General features: G+C 62.2%; 14 protein-coding genes. 11 read left to right on the top strand and 3 right to left on the bottom strand.

Features of this window, described 5'->3' with window-relative positions:
• Position 1: 1 nt before the first annotated feature.
• From lpxB to FNZ07_RS24655, 3 genes are read left to right on the top strand one after another with little or no spacing between them, the layout of a single operon-like run.
• The gene (gene lpxB, locus FNZ07_RS24665; RefSeq protein WP_091013813.1) at positions 2 to 1180 is read left to right on the top strand and encodes a lipid-A-disaccharide synthase; all 1179 of its coding nucleotides are present in this window, start codon (positions 2 to 4) and stop codon (positions 1178 to 1180) included.
• Complete coding sequence (gene rnhB / locus FNZ07_RS24660) at positions 1177 to 1878, top strand: ribonuclease HII (RefSeq protein WP_091013810.1); 702 nt, start codon at positions 1177 to 1179, stop codon at positions 1876 to 1878. Before lpxB ends, rnhB begins: the two co-directional genes overlap by 4 nt.
• Before the next feature lie 58 nt (positions 1879 to 1936).
• Positions 1937 to 2719 carry a TrmH family RNA methyltransferase gene (locus FNZ07_RS24655; RefSeq protein ID WP_091013807.1) on the top strand — a complete coding sequence of 261 codons (783 nt, stop codon included), beginning with the start codon at positions 1937 to 1939 and terminating at the stop codon, positions 2717 to 2719.
• 13 nt (positions 2720 to 2732) lie between these two features.
• Here FNZ07_RS24655 and ppsR read toward each other — a convergent pair whose 3' ends face one another.
• Positions 2733 to 3548, bottom strand: coding sequence for a posphoenolpyruvate synthetase regulatory kinase/phosphorylase PpsR (gene ppsR / locus FNZ07_RS24650; RefSeq protein WP_091013804.1), 816 nt, complete (start codon positions 3546 to 3548; stop codon positions 2733 to 2735).
• A 368-nt stretch (positions 3549 to 3916) separates the two neighbouring features.
• Between ppsR and ppsA the strand changes: the two genes are divergently transcribed.
• The 3 genes from ppsA (at position 3917) to FNZ07_RS24635 (ending at position 7913) form a co-directional block, all read left to right on the top strand.
• Positions 3917 to 6322 carry a phosphoenolpyruvate synthase gene (ppsA, locus tag FNZ07_RS24645; RefSeq protein ID WP_091013802.1) on the top strand — a complete coding sequence of 802 codons (2406 nt, stop codon included), beginning with the start codon at positions 3917 to 3919 and terminating at the stop codon, positions 6320 to 6322.
• Between the two features lie 147 nt (positions 6323 to 6469).
• The gene (locus FNZ07_RS24640) at positions 6470 to 6916 is read left to right on the top strand and encodes an NfeD family protein (RefSeq protein ID WP_091013797.1); all 447 of its coding nucleotides are present in this window, start codon (positions 6470 to 6472) and stop codon (positions 6914 to 6916) included.
• Positions 6917 to 6983: 67 nt separating this feature from the next.
• Positions 6984 to 7913 carry an SPFH domain-containing protein gene (locus FNZ07_RS24635; RefSeq protein ID WP_091013795.1) on the top strand — a complete coding sequence of 310 codons (930 nt, stop codon included), beginning with the start codon at positions 6984 to 6986 and terminating at the stop codon, positions 7911 to 7913.
• Positions 7914 to 8046: 133 nt separating this feature from the next.
• Here the strand turns inward: FNZ07_RS24635 and smpB are convergent, their stop codons facing one another.
• Positions 8047 to 8493 (bottom strand): SsrA-binding protein SmpB, encoded by a 447-nt coding sequence (gene smpB / locus FNZ07_RS24630; protein WP_091013792.1) that lies wholly within the window; start codon positions 8491 to 8493, stop codon positions 8047 to 8049.
• Positions 8494 to 8593: 100 nt separating this feature from the next.
• On the opposite strand from smpB, the gene FNZ07_RS24625 reads away from it, so the two are divergent.
• A complete protein-coding gene (locus tag FNZ07_RS24625; protein WP_091013789.1) occupies positions 8594 to 9031 on the top strand; it encodes a type II toxin-antitoxin system RatA family toxin in 438 nt (145 codons plus the stop codon).
• Positions 9028 to 9360, top strand: coding sequence for an RnfH family protein (locus tag FNZ07_RS24620; protein WP_091013786.1), 333 nt, complete (start codon positions 9028 to 9030; stop codon positions 9358 to 9360). Before FNZ07_RS24625 ends, FNZ07_RS24620 begins: the two co-directional genes overlap by 4 nt.
• Before the next feature lie 36 nt (positions 9361 to 9396).
• Here the strand turns inward: FNZ07_RS24620 and FNZ07_RS24615 are convergent, their stop codons facing one another.
• Positions 9397 to 10371, bottom strand: a complete 975-nt coding sequence (locus FNZ07_RS24615) for a DMT family transporter (RefSeq protein WP_091013783.1) — start codon at positions 10369 to 10371, stop codon at positions 9397 to 9399.
• A 326-nt stretch (positions 10372 to 10697) separates the two neighbouring features.
• Between FNZ07_RS24615 and guaB the strand changes: the two genes are divergently transcribed.
• The 3 genes from guaB to guaA all read left to right on the top strand — a co-directional run bounded on the left by guaB (position 10698) and on the right by guaA (position 14638).
• The gene (guaB, locus tag FNZ07_RS24610) at positions 10698 to 12158 is read left to right on the top strand and encodes an IMP dehydrogenase (RefSeq protein WP_091013779.1); all 1461 of its coding nucleotides are present in this window, start codon (positions 10698 to 10700) and stop codon (positions 12156 to 12158) included.
• Positions 12159 to 12164: 6 nt separating this feature from the next.
• Entirely contained in the window at positions 12165 to 12863 is a 699-nt protein-coding gene (locus tag FNZ07_RS24605) for a hypothetical protein (RefSeq protein WP_091013776.1), read from the top strand.
• Between the two features lie 191 nt (positions 12864 to 13054).
• Positions 13055 to 14638, top strand: coding sequence for a glutamine-hydrolyzing GMP synthase (gene guaA / locus FNZ07_RS24600; protein ID WP_091013772.1), 1584 nt, complete (start codon positions 13055 to 13057; stop codon positions 14636 to 14638).
• Positions 14639 to 14771 lie beyond the last annotated feature (133 nt).

Below are 14771 nucleotides of genomic sequence, written 5' to 3'. Positions count from 1 at the left end.
GATGGCGCTGCAACCCGGTCCCTTTCGTTCTCCGCGGCTCGCCATGGTGGCCGGCGAGCCGTCCGGCGACCTGCTTGCGGCATCGCTGCTCGACGGGCTGGCCAGTCGCCTGCCCGACGGCACGCAGTACTACGGCATCGGCGGTCCGCGCATGGCTGCGGCGGGCTTCGACGCGCACTGGCCGCTGGAAAAGCTGACGGTGCGCGGCTATGTCGAGGTGCTCAAACATATTCCCGAAATTCTCGGCATCCGCAACGACCTGAAGCGCCAGTTGCTCGCCGAACCACCCGATGTGTTCATCGGCGTCGATGCACCCGATTTCAACTTCAGTCTCGAACACGCGCTGCGCGACGCGGGCATTCCGACCATTCATTTCGTTTGCCCGTCGATCTGGGCGTGGCGCGGCGGCCGGATCAAGAAGATCGCGAAAGCCGTCGACCACATGCTGTGCGTGTTTCCGTTCGAAACCGCGCTGCTCGAAAAGGCCGGTATTGCGGCGACCTACGTCGGTCATCCGCTCGCCGACGAAATCCCGCTCGAACCCGACACGGCCGGCGCGCGCCGCGCGCTCGGGCTGCCGGAAAGCGGACCGATAATCGCGGTGCTGCCGGGCAGCCGGCGTTCGGAAATCGATTTGATCGGGCCGACATTCTTCGCGGCGATGACGTTGATGCAGCAGCGCGAACCGGGTGTGCGCTTCGTGATGCCGGCTGCGACCCCGGCGCTGCGCGCGCAGTTGCAGCCGCTCGTCGATGCGCATCCGCAGCTTGCGCTAACGCTCACCGACGGCCAGTCGCAGCAGGCGATGACCGCGGCCGACGCGATTCTCGTCAAGAGCGGTACGGTCACGCTCGAAGCTGCGCTGCTGAAAAAACCGATGGTGATCTCATACAAGGTGCCCTGGTTGACCGGACAGATCATGCGCAGTCAGGGCTATCTGCCGTACGTCGGGCTGCCGAATATCCTGGCCGGACGCTTCGTGGTGCCGGAAATCCTGCAGCACTTCGCGACGCCTGAAGCACTCGCCGACGCGACGCTACAGCAGTTGCGCGACGAAACGAACCGGCGCACGCTGACGGAAATTTTCACGGAGATGCATCACGTGCTGAAGCAGAACACCGCGCAGCGTGCGGCAGAAGCGGTCGTGAACGTGCTCGGTGCGCGCGGGGTGTCGCGGTGACGGTTACCCGGCCTGCACGTCGGCGCGCTGCTGCGGCGGCCGCGGATCAGAGTGGGCTCGCCTTCGACTCGCCTGACGAGCTGGTTTGCGGGGTCGACGAAGCAGGGCGCGGACCGCTCGCCGGGCCGGTGGTTGCGGCGGCAGTGATCCTCGATCCACAGCATCGCATCCTCGGGCTCGACGATTCGAAGGTACTGAGCGCGAAAAAACGCGAAGAGTTGTACACCAAGATCGTCGAACACGCGCTGGCCTGGTGCGTCGCATCCGCCTCGGTCGAAGAAATCGATACGCTCAACATCCTGCACGCCACGATGCTTGCGATGAAGCGCGCGGTCGAAGGCCTGAAGATCGTGCCCACGCTTGCGAAGATCGATGGCAATCGCTGTCCGGTGCTGAGTGTGCGCAGCGAGGCGATTGTCGGCGGCGATGCGCTGGTGCCGAGCATTTCGGCGGCATCGATCCTGGCGAAGGTCACACGCGACCGCATGCTGCTCGAACTGCATCAGACCTTTCCGCACTACGGCTTCGATGCGCATGCCGGCTACGGCACGCCGCAGCATCTCGCGGCGCTGCGCGAGCATGGGCCGTGCGAGCATCATCGGCGCTCGTTTGCCCCGGTGCGTGAGGCGCATGTGCTCTTCGGCGGTCGTGTTGTCGCGCCGGTAGTGGCGCAGGCGCCCGACGAAGCTCCTTTCTGATCCCGCCGCCATCGGCGGCTTTTTCTATCTCTACCGTTTCCTACTGTTAGCGCTGCCTGTGAAAGCCATCACGTCGCGGGACAATCCGCTCTATAAACGTCTGAAGGCGCTGGCCGGTTCGACGCATCAGCAGCGCCGCAGCGGGCATGCGCTGCTCGAAGGGTTTCATCTCGCGAGTGCGTATCTCGACGTGGCCGGCCAGCCGGAAACCTGCATCGTGACCGAAGGCGCGCTGCATCACGTCGAAGCACAGGCGATCGTTGGGCGGATCGATGAACAGCGCGTCGTGACGCTGCCGGACGCGTTATTCGGGCAACTGTCGAATGTCGTGAACGGGGTAGGGATGCTGCTGCTGGTCGAGCGGCTCGTTGTACCGTTGCCCGAGCGTGTGACGCAGACTTGCCTCGTGCTCGACGGCGTGCAGGATGCGGGCAACGTCGGTTCGATCCTGCGCAGCGCGGCGGCGGCCGGCGTGCCGCACGTGTTCTGTGCGCCCGGTACCGCGTATGCGTGGTCGTCGAAGGTGTTGCGCTCGGGAATGGGCGCGCATTTCCTGCTGCAAATCCACGAAGACGTCGAGGCGCAGGCGTTGATCGAGCGGCTTGCAGTGCCTGCCGTGATGACCGATTCGCACGGTGCCGACGCGATCTATGACACGGACCTGTCAGGACCGCTTGTATGGGTGTTCGGCAATGAAGGGGCGGGTGTCTCGGCGCCGTGGCGCGATGCGCACACACGCCGCGTGACGATCCCTCAGCCAGGCGGTATGGAGTCGCTGAACGTTGCAGCGGCTGCCGCTATATGTCTGTTCGAGCAATGCAGGCAGCAGCGCGCTGCCTGAGTCGTCTTGGGCGCTAGTACGCCGGCTTGTCGAGCTTGATTTCCTGCAGGATCGTCGTCGCGATTTCCTCGATCGACTTATGCGTCGACGACAGCCACTTGACGCTCTCGCGTCGCATCATCCCCTCTGCCTCATTGATCTCGTAGCGACAGTTTTCGAGCGCCGCGTACTTGCTGCCGGGCCGGCGCTCGTTGCGGATTTCCGAAAGCCGCTGCGGATCGATCGATAACCCGAACATCTTCTGCCGATGCGCCAGCAACGGAGTGGGCAGTTTGCCGCGCTCGAAGTCTTCGGGAATCAGCGGGTAGTTTGCCGCCTTCACACCGTATTGCATCGCGAGGTACAGGCTCGTCGGCGTCTTGCCGCTGCGCGATACCCCGACGAGGATCACGTCCGCATCGGCGAGATTGCGGTTCGACTGGCCGTCGTCGTGTGCGAGCGAGAAATTGATCGCCTCGATGCGGTTCTTGTATTCCTCGGTGTCGGCGTTCTGGTGGCCGCGACCCATCGCGTGGCTCGACTTCAGTTCGAGTTCCTGTTCGAGCGGTTCGACGAAGGTCTGGAACATGTCGAGCACGAGCGCGTTCGAGCCTTTGACGATCTGGTTCGACGCGCTGTTGACGAGCGTTGTGAACACGATCGGCCGACGCCCTTCAACCTGACCCGCTTCGTTGATCTTCTCGAGCGTCGCATACGCTTTCTCCGTCGAATCGACGAAGGGCACGCGAACCAGACGGAATTTCTGGTCGAACTGGGAGAGGATCGAATGCGCGAAGGTTTCGGCAGTGATCCCGGTACCGTCGGAGACGATGAATACGGTGGGCGGCATCGGCGGGTGGAAAACGTAAATACGTGTAAGCACGCGGAATTTCGAGGCGCAATTCTCGTCCGACTGTCACATTTCAGGAGTCGGCACGGTAGAATAGCGGCAACTTGTTGGATAAGCAATTGCAGGCGAACCGCCGCCCATATTCGGCTAACCCCGTTCTTTTTGCCGGTAATTTGCGCGGTTTGCTTTCAAAAGCGTCGAAATTTCCGTTTCGTCGCGCAGTTGTCTCATGCGGCCTCATCTGGGCCGAAGAGCAAGGCGATTGCTTCTCCAACAGGTTGTGCAAGGCGCGTCGACCGCTTCTTATAAGCGCACGCGTTCAAGCCCACTTGCGCAACCGTGTATTTCTTCCACACTTAGGGGCTTGTATGACTAACGCTGTTAACGTCGCAAAGGATCAGGCGTATGTAATTCCGTTCGAGCAGTTGCGGATGACCGACGTGGAAATCGTCGGTGGCAAGAACGCGTCGCTTGGCGAGATGATCAGTCAACTCGCGCAAGCAGGCGTGCGCGTGCCGACCGGTTTCGCGACCACCGCACTTGCTTTCCGCGATTTCCTGCATCACAACACGCTGACCGAACGCATCGCCAAACGTCTCGAAACGCTCGATGTCGACGACGTGAAAGCGCTCGCCGAGGCGGGCAAGGAAATCCGTCAATGGATCGTCGACGCGCCGCTGCAACCGCGCCTCGAACAGGAGATCCGCGCCGGCTTCGTCACGCTCACGCAAAGCTCGCCCGAAGAACTGTCGTTCGCGGTCCGCTCGTCGGCCACGGCGGAAGATCTGCCGGACGCTTCGTTTGCCGGTCAGCAGGAGAGCTACCTGAACGTGGTCGGTATCGAAGACGTGCTCGACCGCATGAAGCACGTGTTCGCGTCGCTGTACAACGACCGCGCGATTTCCTACCGCGTCCACAAGGGCTTCACGCACGCTGAAGTCGCGCTGTCGGCGGGTGTGCAGCGGATGGTCCGGTCGGACGTGGGTGCTGCCGGCGTGATGTTCACGCTCGACACCGAGTCCGGCTTCAAGGACGCCGTGTTCATCACGTCGAGCTACGGTCTTGGCGAGACGGTCGTGCAGGGTGCCGTGAATCCGGACGAGTTCTACGTCTTCAAGACCACGCTCGCGCAAGGCAAGTACCCGATCATCCGCCGCTCGATCGGCTCGAAGCTGATCAAGATGGAATTCACGAAGGCCGGCGAAGCGGGCCGCGTGAAGACCGTCGATGTCGCGCACGAACAGCGCAACCGCTTTTCGATCACCGACGAAGACGTGATCGAACTCGCGAAGTACGCGGTGATCATCGAGCAGCACTACCAGCGCCCGATGGATATCGAGTGGGGCAAGGACGGCCGCGACGGCAAGATTTTCATCCTGCAGGCGCGTCCTGAAACGGTGAAGAGCCAGGCCGCAGGCAAGGCCGAACAGCGCTTCAAGCTGAAAGGCCAGTCGCAGGTGATCGTCACCGGCCGCGCGATCGGCCAGAAGATCGGCGCAGGCCCCGTGCGCGTAATTCACGATCCGTCGGAGATGGAGCGTGTGCAACCCGGCGACGTGCTGGTCGCGGACATGACCGACCCGAACTGGGAGCCGGTCATGAAGCGCGCATCGGCGATCGTCACGAATCGCGGCGGGCGCACCTGCCACGCGGCGATCATCGCGCGCGAACTGGGTGTGCCGGCGGTGGTCGGTTGCGGCGATGCGACGGATTTGCTGAAGGACGGCGCGCTCGTCACCGTGTCGTGCGCCGAAGGCGATGAAGGCAAGATTTACGACGGCCTGCTCGAAACCGAAGTCACCGAAATTCAGCGCGGCGAACTGCCGCCGATCCCGGTGAAGATCATGATGAACGTCGGCAATCCGCAACTCGCGTTCGACTTCTCGCACCTGCCTAACGCAGGCGTCGGTCTCGCGCGGCTCGAGTTCATCATCAACAACAACATCGGCGTTCACCCGAAGGCGATTCTCGAGTATCCACACATCGATCAAGACCTGAAGAAGGCGGTCGAAAGCGTCGCGCGCGGTCACGCATCGCCGCGTGCGTTCTATGTCGACAAGCTGACCGAAGGCATCGCGACGATCGCGGCGGCGTTCTATCCGAAGCCGGTTATCGTGCGTCTGTCGGACTTCAAGTCGAACGAGTACAAGAAGCTGATCGGCGGTTCGCGTTACGAGCCGGACGAAGAAAATCCGATGCTCGGCTTCCGCGGCGCATCGCGTTACATCGCCGAAGACTTCGCCGAAGCGTTCCACATGGAATGCATCGCGCTGAAGAAAGTGCGCGAGGAAATGGGCCTCGACAACGTCGAGATCATGGTGCCTTTCGTGCGGACGCTGAAGCAGGCGGAACGCGTGGTTGGCCTGCTCGAGAAGTTCGGGCTGAAGCGCGGCGAGAAGGGCCTGCGCCTGATCATGATGTGCGAAGTGCCGTCGAACGCGATTCTTGCCGAAGAATTCCTGCAATTCTTCGACGGTTTCTCGATCGGTTCGAACGACCTGACGCAGCTGACGCTGGGCCTCGATCGCGACTCCGGCATGGAACTGCTGGCCGTCGATTTCGACGAACGCGACCCGGCCGTCAAGTTCATGCTCAAGCGTGCGATCGAAACCTGTCTGCGGCTGAACAAGTATGTCGGCATCTGTGGCCAGGGCCCGTCGGATCATCCGGACTTCGCGCAATGGCTGACCGACGAAGGCATCGCTTCGATCTCGCTGAATCCCGATACCATTATCGAGACCTGGCAGGCGCTGGCGAAGTCGAGTGCACGCTGAGTACGATCAGGTGACGAACTGTACGCGGCAAGATGTCGCGTACGGCGACGAGCAGTGAGACGTCGCCATTCACGACCGCAAAATAAGATACGGTTCGTGCTATAAACACCCCGGTAGAGCCGGGGTGTTTTGTTTTGGGAGACCGATGTGGAGATAGGCGCACTGTGGTGGTGGGGCGCAGCGGGCGCGCTCCTCGTGCTGGAGTTGTTGAGCGGCACGTTCTATCTGTTGATGATCGCGTTGGGTTGCGTGGCCGGGGGGCTGGCGCATTGGGCCGGCGTTGCACCGCACTGGCAGTTCGCCTGCGGGGCGGTGGTGGCGCTGGTCGCGGTGATCCTCTTGCGTCGCTCGCGTTTCGGCGGTCGACGTGCACGTATCGATGCTGCTTCGGATCGGGATGTGAATCTCGACATCGGTGCCACGGTAACGGTCACCGAGTGGCATGACCGCCGGGCGCGCACGAATTACCGCGGTGCGCAATGGGACGTCGAGCTTGCCCCAGGCGAGCCCGAAGACGCGCGGCTCTACGAGATCACCGCACTGCAAGGCAGCCGTCTGATCGTAGCGGCGAGAAAGCAGCCCGAACAGGTGTGATAGCAAGATTCGCCGGTGCAGCCGCGGCTTGCTGGCGAACCATTATTCGAACTACTGAGGTACAGCCATGAATTTGACCATCATTGGGGTAATCCTGCTGCTCATCGTCTTCACGCTCATCGCGAAGACCGTCAAGATCGTGCCGCAGCAGCATGCATGGGTCCTCGAGCGGGTCGGCCGCTATCACGGCACTCTGACGCCGGGTCTGAACATCGTGTTGCCGTTCATCGACCGGATCGCCTACAAGCACGTGCTCAAGGAGATTCCACTCGAAGTGCCGAGCCAGGTTTGTATCACACGCGACAACACGCAGCTGCAGGTGGATGGCGTGCTGTACTTCCAGGTCACCGATGCGATGAAGGCGTCGTACGGATCGAGCAACTTCGTGTTCGCGATTACGCAGCTGTCGCAGACCACGCTGCGCTCGGTAATCGGCAAGCTCGAACTCGACAAGACTTTCGAGGAACGCGATTTCATCAATCACAGCATCGTGTCGTCGCTGGACCAGGCGGCGGCGAACTGGGGCGTCAAGGTGTTGCGCTACGAGATCAAGGACCTGACGCCGCCGAAGGAAATTCTCCACGCGATGCAGGCACAGATCACCGCCGAGCGTGAAAAACGTGCACTGATTGCGGCATCGGAAGGGCGCAAGCAGGAGCAGATCAATATCGCATCGGGCGGCCGGGAAGCGTCGATCCAGAAGTCCGAGGGCGAACGGCAGGCCGCGATCAATCAGGCCCAGGGCCAGGCGTCGGCCATTCTGGCAGTCGCCGAGGCGAACGCACAGGCGATCCAGAAAATTGCCGCAGCGATCCAGTCGCAGGGCGGGATGGAAGCAGTGAACCTGAAGGTTGCCGAGCAGTACGTCAATGCGTTCGGCAATCTGGCGAAGCAGGGCAATACGCTGATCGTCCCCGGCAATCTCGCGGACATGAGCACGATGATCGCGTCGGCGCTGACCATCGTGAACAAGGGCAAGAGCACGGACGTGCGGTAACTGGATAAGCGGTTAAGCGGCTACGATTTAACCGATAGAAAGACAACGGGCCCGCATCTGCAGGCCCGTTTCATGATGGATGGTTGTGCGGCCATAACCGCAACCGTGCCGCAGTGCGGCCGGCGGCAGCCCCTCACGTCGGATTGCGCATCAGTCGCGCCCGTTCGCGTTCCCAGTCGCGCTTTTTCTCGGTATCGCGCTTGTCGTGCGTCTTCTTGCCCTTCGCCAGACCGACTTCGCACTTCACACGGCCGCCCTTGTAGTGGAAGTTCAGCGGCACGAGCGTGTAGCCGCGCTGCTCGACCTTGCCGATCAGCTTGCTGATTTCTTCCGCATGCAGCAGCAGCTTGCGGGTGCGGACCGGGTCAGGGTGGATGTGCGTCGACGCTTCCGGCAATGGGCTGATGTGTGCGCCGATCAGGAACAGCTCGCCGTTGCGGATCACCACGTAGCCTTCCCGGATCTGGCCGCGCCCGGCGCGCAGCGCCTTGACCTCCCATCCCTCGAGCACGAGCCCTGCTTCGTAGCGGTCTTCGATGAAGTAATCGAAGAAGGCTTTTCTGTTGTCAATGATGCTCATTAATGGAAAGTGCCCAACTCGTTTAAAATTACGATTTTAGCAAAGCGGAGCCCGGAAAGGCCCGCCGCGCCAGCCCACCTCGCCGCGTGCTGTTCAATTTATGGCAGATGTCCAGAAAACCGTGTTGATTCGCCATTCGGCGGAACAGATGTTCGACCTCGTCACCGACGTTGCCGACTACCCCAATTTCCTTCCCTGGTGCGGCGGTGTCGACATTCGCCGCCAGGACGAGGGCGGCATGGAGGCGAGGATCGATATCAACTTCAAGGGCATCAAGCAGCATTTCGCGACCCGCAACACCCAGCAGCGGCCTACGCGGATCGATATGGAGTTCACCGACGGGCCGTTTCGCAAGTTTACCGGCTACTGGCGTTTTACACCGTTACGCGCCGACGCGTGCAAGATCGAGTTTGCGCTGCACTACGAATTCGCGAACATCATCCTCGAAAAGATCATCGGCCCGGTATTCAGCCACATCGCGAACACGTTCGTCGAGTCTTTCGTGAAACGGGCCGACCAGCGGTACGGCAAGTCATGAGTACGTTGCTGTCGGTCGAGGTTTGCTACGCGCTGCCGCAGGCGCAGACGCTCGTGCCACTTAGCCTGCCTGCCGGTTCGACGCTCGAGCAGGCGATTGTCGCGAGCGGCCTGCTACAGCGGCATCCCGAGATCGATCTGACGAAGCAGAAGGTCGGTGTGTTCGGCAAACTGAAGCCGCTCGATGCCGTGCTGGCCGATCGCGACCGTGTCGAGATCTACCGGCCGCTCACCGTCGATCCGAAGACCGCACGGCAGCGGCGCGTCGAGAAAACACGTCGCGAAGGGTCGATCGAAGGGCGCAAGTGGTTGTCGAAGGATTCGCGTTAGGGGTTCGTGGCTGATCACGCAGGCGGCACCCCGGATTCAGTGGGCCTGCGCCTGAGCTTTGTCCTCAATCGAGGGCCCATGCGAGCCGCTCCCCGCATGCTGGCGCACCGACCAGCTCACACCCGCCACCAGCAGAACGATTGCAGCCGCTTCCAGCGGCCGTGGCAGCCGGTGGTCGTAGATAAACGCGTAGAGCAGGGCAAACAGCGTCTCGAAGACGATCAATTGGCCGGATAGTGTCAACGGGAGCCGTTTCGACGCTGCATTCCAGAGCCCGTTACCGAGCCACGACGCGCCGATGGCGAGGCCCAGGTTGAGCAGCCAGAACAGGTGCCAGCGATCGGTTGCGAGTGGCACCTGGGCACTGCTGGACGGCAGCACGGCGATTACCAGCCATAACCCCGCGCCGAGCGCGCCGGTGACCACACCCCACAGCACTGACCACTCGTTGCCGCTGAAATGCTCGAGACGCCTCAGGTAGCGTGCGTTTTCGCCTGCAAACCAGGTCCAGCATGCGAGTGCGCCGGTCGCGCAGGCAAGCCCGGCGAGTTTGGCGCCGAGCCCCGTGCTGCCGGCCTGCGCGGCCGTGAAGACATCGACGTTGATGCACGCGATGCCTGCCACGACTACGGCCAGTGGCAGCGCGAGCCGCGCGAGCGGCACGGCGCCGCGGTCGTGCCGCCCCAGCAGCGTGACGGTAACCGGCAGCACACCGACGATCAGCGAGGCCGGCGCAATGCCGACCAGATGCACGGCGCCCGTCAGCAGGATGTAGTAGAGCAGGTTGCCGATCAGCGCGAGCTTGATCAGAGCGATCAGGTCTGCGCGGGTCAGACGACGCAGCAGCGAGCGTGCCGCGGGCAGCGCGGCGACCAGCGACACGATGCCGTACATCGTGTAACGCCCTGCGCTCAGCAGTAGCGGCGAAAAATCGGCGAGCAGCCGCGGCACCAGAAAAACCATGCCCCATAACGCTCCGGCCAACACGCCGTAGGCGACTCCGCGCTGCATTGACTGCTCCGACATAACCCGGCCGATAAGGAAAAACGATGGGGTGCAGGTTAGCGGCATGGGCGGGAGGGGTCTTGTTCAATCCTGCACTGCGACGATTTCGCCTTGTCCCCGGGTTTTTCGTGGCGGGTCGTCGACAGCCGGAAGCGCCGCCCTGTGCCCGAACGCGCAAACGAAACCCGATCGAACCGGCCGCGAACGGAGAAGCGAAATCGGAGCGTTGCGCACGAGCAAAAAAAGCCGGGAAAATCGCTAAGCTGCTGTTCGTGCAGTGAAAACCAGGGAGGTATCGCGTATAATCCACTTTTGCGCCTATAGGATTTGCCATGCGTCTGATCCAAAAAGCACTCACGTTCGATGACGTGCTCCTCGTCCCGGCCTTCTCCGATGTTCTGCCGCGCGACACCAGCCTCAAAACCCGGCTGACCCGCAACATCTCCCTGAATATGCCGCTGGTATCTGCCGCCATGGATACGGTCACCGAAGCCCGTCTTGCCATTGCAATGGCGCAAATGGGCGGCGTCGGCATCATCCACAAGAATCTGACACCCTCCGAGCAGGCTCGCGAAGTGGCGAAGGTGAAGCGCTTCGAATCGGGTGTCGTGCGCGATCCGATCACCGTGCCGCCGCAAATGAAGGTGCGCGACGTGATTGCACTGTCGCAGCAGCATGGCATCTCGGGCTTCCCGGTCGTGGAAGGCGCGCAACTCATCGGTATCGTCACCAACCGCGATCTGCGTTTCGAAACCCGCCTCGACGAGCCGGTCCGCACGATCATGACGCCGCGCGATCGCCTCGTTACCGTGAAAGAAGGCACGCCGCTCGCCGAAGCGAAAGCGCTGATGCATAGCCACCGGCTCGAACGCGTGCTGGTCATCAACGACGCATTCGAACTGCGCGGCCTGATGACCGTCAAGGACATCACCAAACAGACCGAACACCCGGACGCCTGTAAGGACGAACATGGCAAGCTGCGCGCGGGCGCGGCAGTCGGTGTCGGTGAAGACAACGAAGAGCGCGTGTCGCTGCTCGTGCAGGCCGGTGTGGACGTGATCGTCGTCGATACCGCGCATGGACATAGCAAGGGCGTGCTCGAGCGCGTTCGCTGGGTGAAGAAGAATTTCCCGCATGTGGAAGTGATCGGCGGCAACATCGCGACTGCCGACGCAGCCAAGGCGCTCGTCGAATACGGCGCGGACGGCGTGAAGGTCGGTATCGGCCCGGGCTCGATCTGCACGACGCGGATCGTTGCCGGTGTGGGCGTTCCGCAGATCAGCGCGATTGCCAACGTGTCCGAAGCGCTGAAGGGTTCGGGCGTGCCGGTCGTCGCGGACGGCGGCGTGCGTTTCTCGGGCGATGTCAGCAAGGCACTCGCGGCGGGCGCGAACTCGGTGATGATGGGCAGCATGTTCGCAGGCACCGAAGAGTCGCCCGGCGACGTGTTCCTGTATCAGGGCCGTCAGTACAAGTCGTATCGCGGCATGGGATCGGTTGGCGCGATGAAGGACGGCGCCGCGGATCGCTACTTCCAGGACAACTCGGCCAACATCGACAAGCTTGTGCCGGAAGGTATCGAAGGCCGCGTTGCGTACAAGGGTTCGGTTGGCGCGATCCTGTTCCAACTGATCGGCGGCGTGCGCGCGAGCATGGGTTACTGCGGTTGCCGCACGATCGACGAGTTGCACGACAAGGCCGAGTTTGTCCAGATCACCGCGGCCGGCATGCGCGAGTCGCACGTGCACGACGTGCAGATCACGAAGGAAGCGCCCAACTACCACGTGGACTAACCGCCGATGAAAGCCTTGCTGCGCGTTGTACTGATCGTCGATGCCCTGTTGCTGCTCGCGTTCGGGTTGCTCTTCCTGCTCACGCCATGGGCGTCGCTGTACAACGCGATGCAACTGGTCCAGGTGCAGCCCGCGCTGATTGGGCAGGCGTTCGGTATCGCGCTGATCGGCCTCGCGTGGCTGGCGCTGCATGCTTCCATCGATGGTGCGCTCACTACTACGGCGGCACGTGTCATCGGGCATGTGAACTGGCTTACCGGTGTGTTGATGCTGGTCTGGCTGCTCGGTTTGCGTACGCCGTCGTTGACGGGCTTTGGGCAACTGGTTTCGGTGCTTGCTGGAGCGGTGCTGCTGATTATCGGGCTTGGCGGTGTGCGACTGGCGGGTGCCGTGCGGCGACGTGACCGCACACGGGGCGCTGAAACGGCGGCTGCGGCGCGCGCCGACAAGCAGGCCGCGAAAGCGCGCAGTACCGATCGCTCGGGTTCAGGCTATGGCACGCAACCTGCCGCCGAACCTGCTTTGCCGGTGGCTTCGACCGCTCCCGCAGCAGGCCAGCGTGTTGAACCGGATCTCGCTGCCGCATCGCGGCCCAGCGTGTATTCCAGTACCGGCGCCAGTACTGGCGGCGAAGCCGGCACGAGCGGCACGCGCGATGCAACCGCCGAGGCGGCTAGCCCGCCGCGGCCTCCGTTCCATGGCTGACGCGCGCTGCCCGATACCGTTCGCTAAAGCTCCCGTATTCCGTCTGCGCGCGCCGTTTGCATCACTGCGTGTGCCGTCCACTCCCGGTGCGCAGACCACCACACACATTGCCGGTTCGCAGCCGGCATCCAGATTAACGCCGCGCGCTGCGCGGCTTTCCGTATCCCCTCACTCTTATTTCGTCCGCTGCCATGCATGACAAGATCCTGATCCTCGACTTCGGCTCGCAAGTCACCCAACTGATCGCGCGTCGCATCCGCGAAGCGCATGTGTATTCGGAGATTCATCCGTACGACGTCGACGACGCGTTCATCCGCGAATTCAAGCCGAAGGGCGTGATTCTCTCGGGCGGCCCGAGTTCGGTCACCGACACCGATACGCCGCGTGCACCGCAAGCAGTGTTCGAACTGGGCGTGCCGGTGCTCGGCATTTGCTACGGCATGCAGACGATGGCCGAACAGCTCGGCGGCAAGGTCGATAACGGCCATCTGCGCGAATTCGGCTATGCGGAAGTGCGAGCTCGCAATCACACGAGTTTTCTCGACGGCATCGAGGATTTCCGTACGGCGGAAGGCCACGGCATGCTGAAAGTGTGGATGAGCCACGGCGACAAGGTGCTCGACATGCCGCCGGGCTTCCAGCTGATGGCCTCCACCGAGTCGTGTCCGATCGCGGCGATGGCCGACGAGACCCGTCATTTCTACGGCGTGCAATGGCACCCGGAAGTCACCCACACGGCGCAGGGCCGCGCGATGCTCGAACGCTTCGTGCTGAAGATCTGCGCTGCGCAACCCGACTGGGAGATGGGCCACTACGTCGACGAGGCGGTCGCGAAGATTCGAGAACAGGTCGGCAGCGAGCACGTCATTCTCGGGCTGTCGGGTGGCGTGGATTCGTCGGTGGCGGCGGCGCTGCTGCATCGCGCGATCGGCGACCAGCTCACGTGCGTATTTGTCGATCACGGATTGCTGCGTCTGAACGAAGCCGAGCAGGTGATGGCGACTTTCGCCGACCATCTCGGCGTGAAAGTGATTCATGTCGATGCGAGCGGACCGTTTCTGTCGAAGCTCGCTGGCGTTACCGACCCGGAAGCGAAGCGCAAGATCATCGGTGCTGAATTCGTCGAAGTGTTCCAGGCGGAAGCCGGCAAGCTGACCGACGCGAAGTGGCTCGCGCAGGGCACGATCTACCCGGACGTGATCGAATCGGCGGGTAAGGGCAAGAAGGCAACGCAGACGATCAAGAGCCATCACAACGTCGGTGGTTTGCCTGAGACGTTGAACCTGAAGCTGCTCGAGCCGCTGCGCGAACTGTTCAAGGATGAAGTGCGTGAACTGGGCGTGAAGCTCGGTCTGCCGCCGGAGATGGTGTATCGCCATCCGTTCCCGGGGCCGGGTCTCGGTGTGCGGATTCTTGGTGAAGTGAAGCGTGAATTTGCGGATCTGCTGCGTCGTGCCGACGCGATTTTTATCGAAACGTTGCGTACGACCATCGATGAAGCGACCGGCAAGTCGTGGTACGAATTGACGAGCCAGGCGTTTGCGGTTTTCTTGCCCGTGAAGAGCGTCGGCGTGATGGGCGATGGGCGGACTTATGAATATGTCGTCGCGCTGCGTGCGGTGCAGACGCTCGATTTCATGACCGCGCAGTGGGCGCATCTGCCGCATGAACTGCTGGGGCGGGTGTCGAACCGGATTATTAATGAGGTTCGGGGGATTAATCGGGTGGTGTACGACATTTCGGGGAAGCCGCCGGCGACGATTGAGTGGGAGTGAGGGGCGAGAAATCCGCATATAAGTCAATATTCGTGCGGGTTTGTGGACAGGCACACGTCTTTTGACGGGTGACGGCATTTGCCTCTTTCAGGAGAGCGCAGATCAATTTGGGACTGTTGAAACCGTTTTTAGG

The organism is Paraburkholderia megapolitana, assembly GCF_007556815.1.
In the GTDB taxonomy this organism is placed as follows: domain Bacteria; phylum Pseudomonadota; class Gammaproteobacteria; order Burkholderiales; family Burkholderiaceae; genus Paraburkholderia; species Paraburkholderia megapolitana.
Note: the sequence above shows the minus strand (reverse complement) of the source record. Positions and strands in the feature narration are given on the sequence as shown.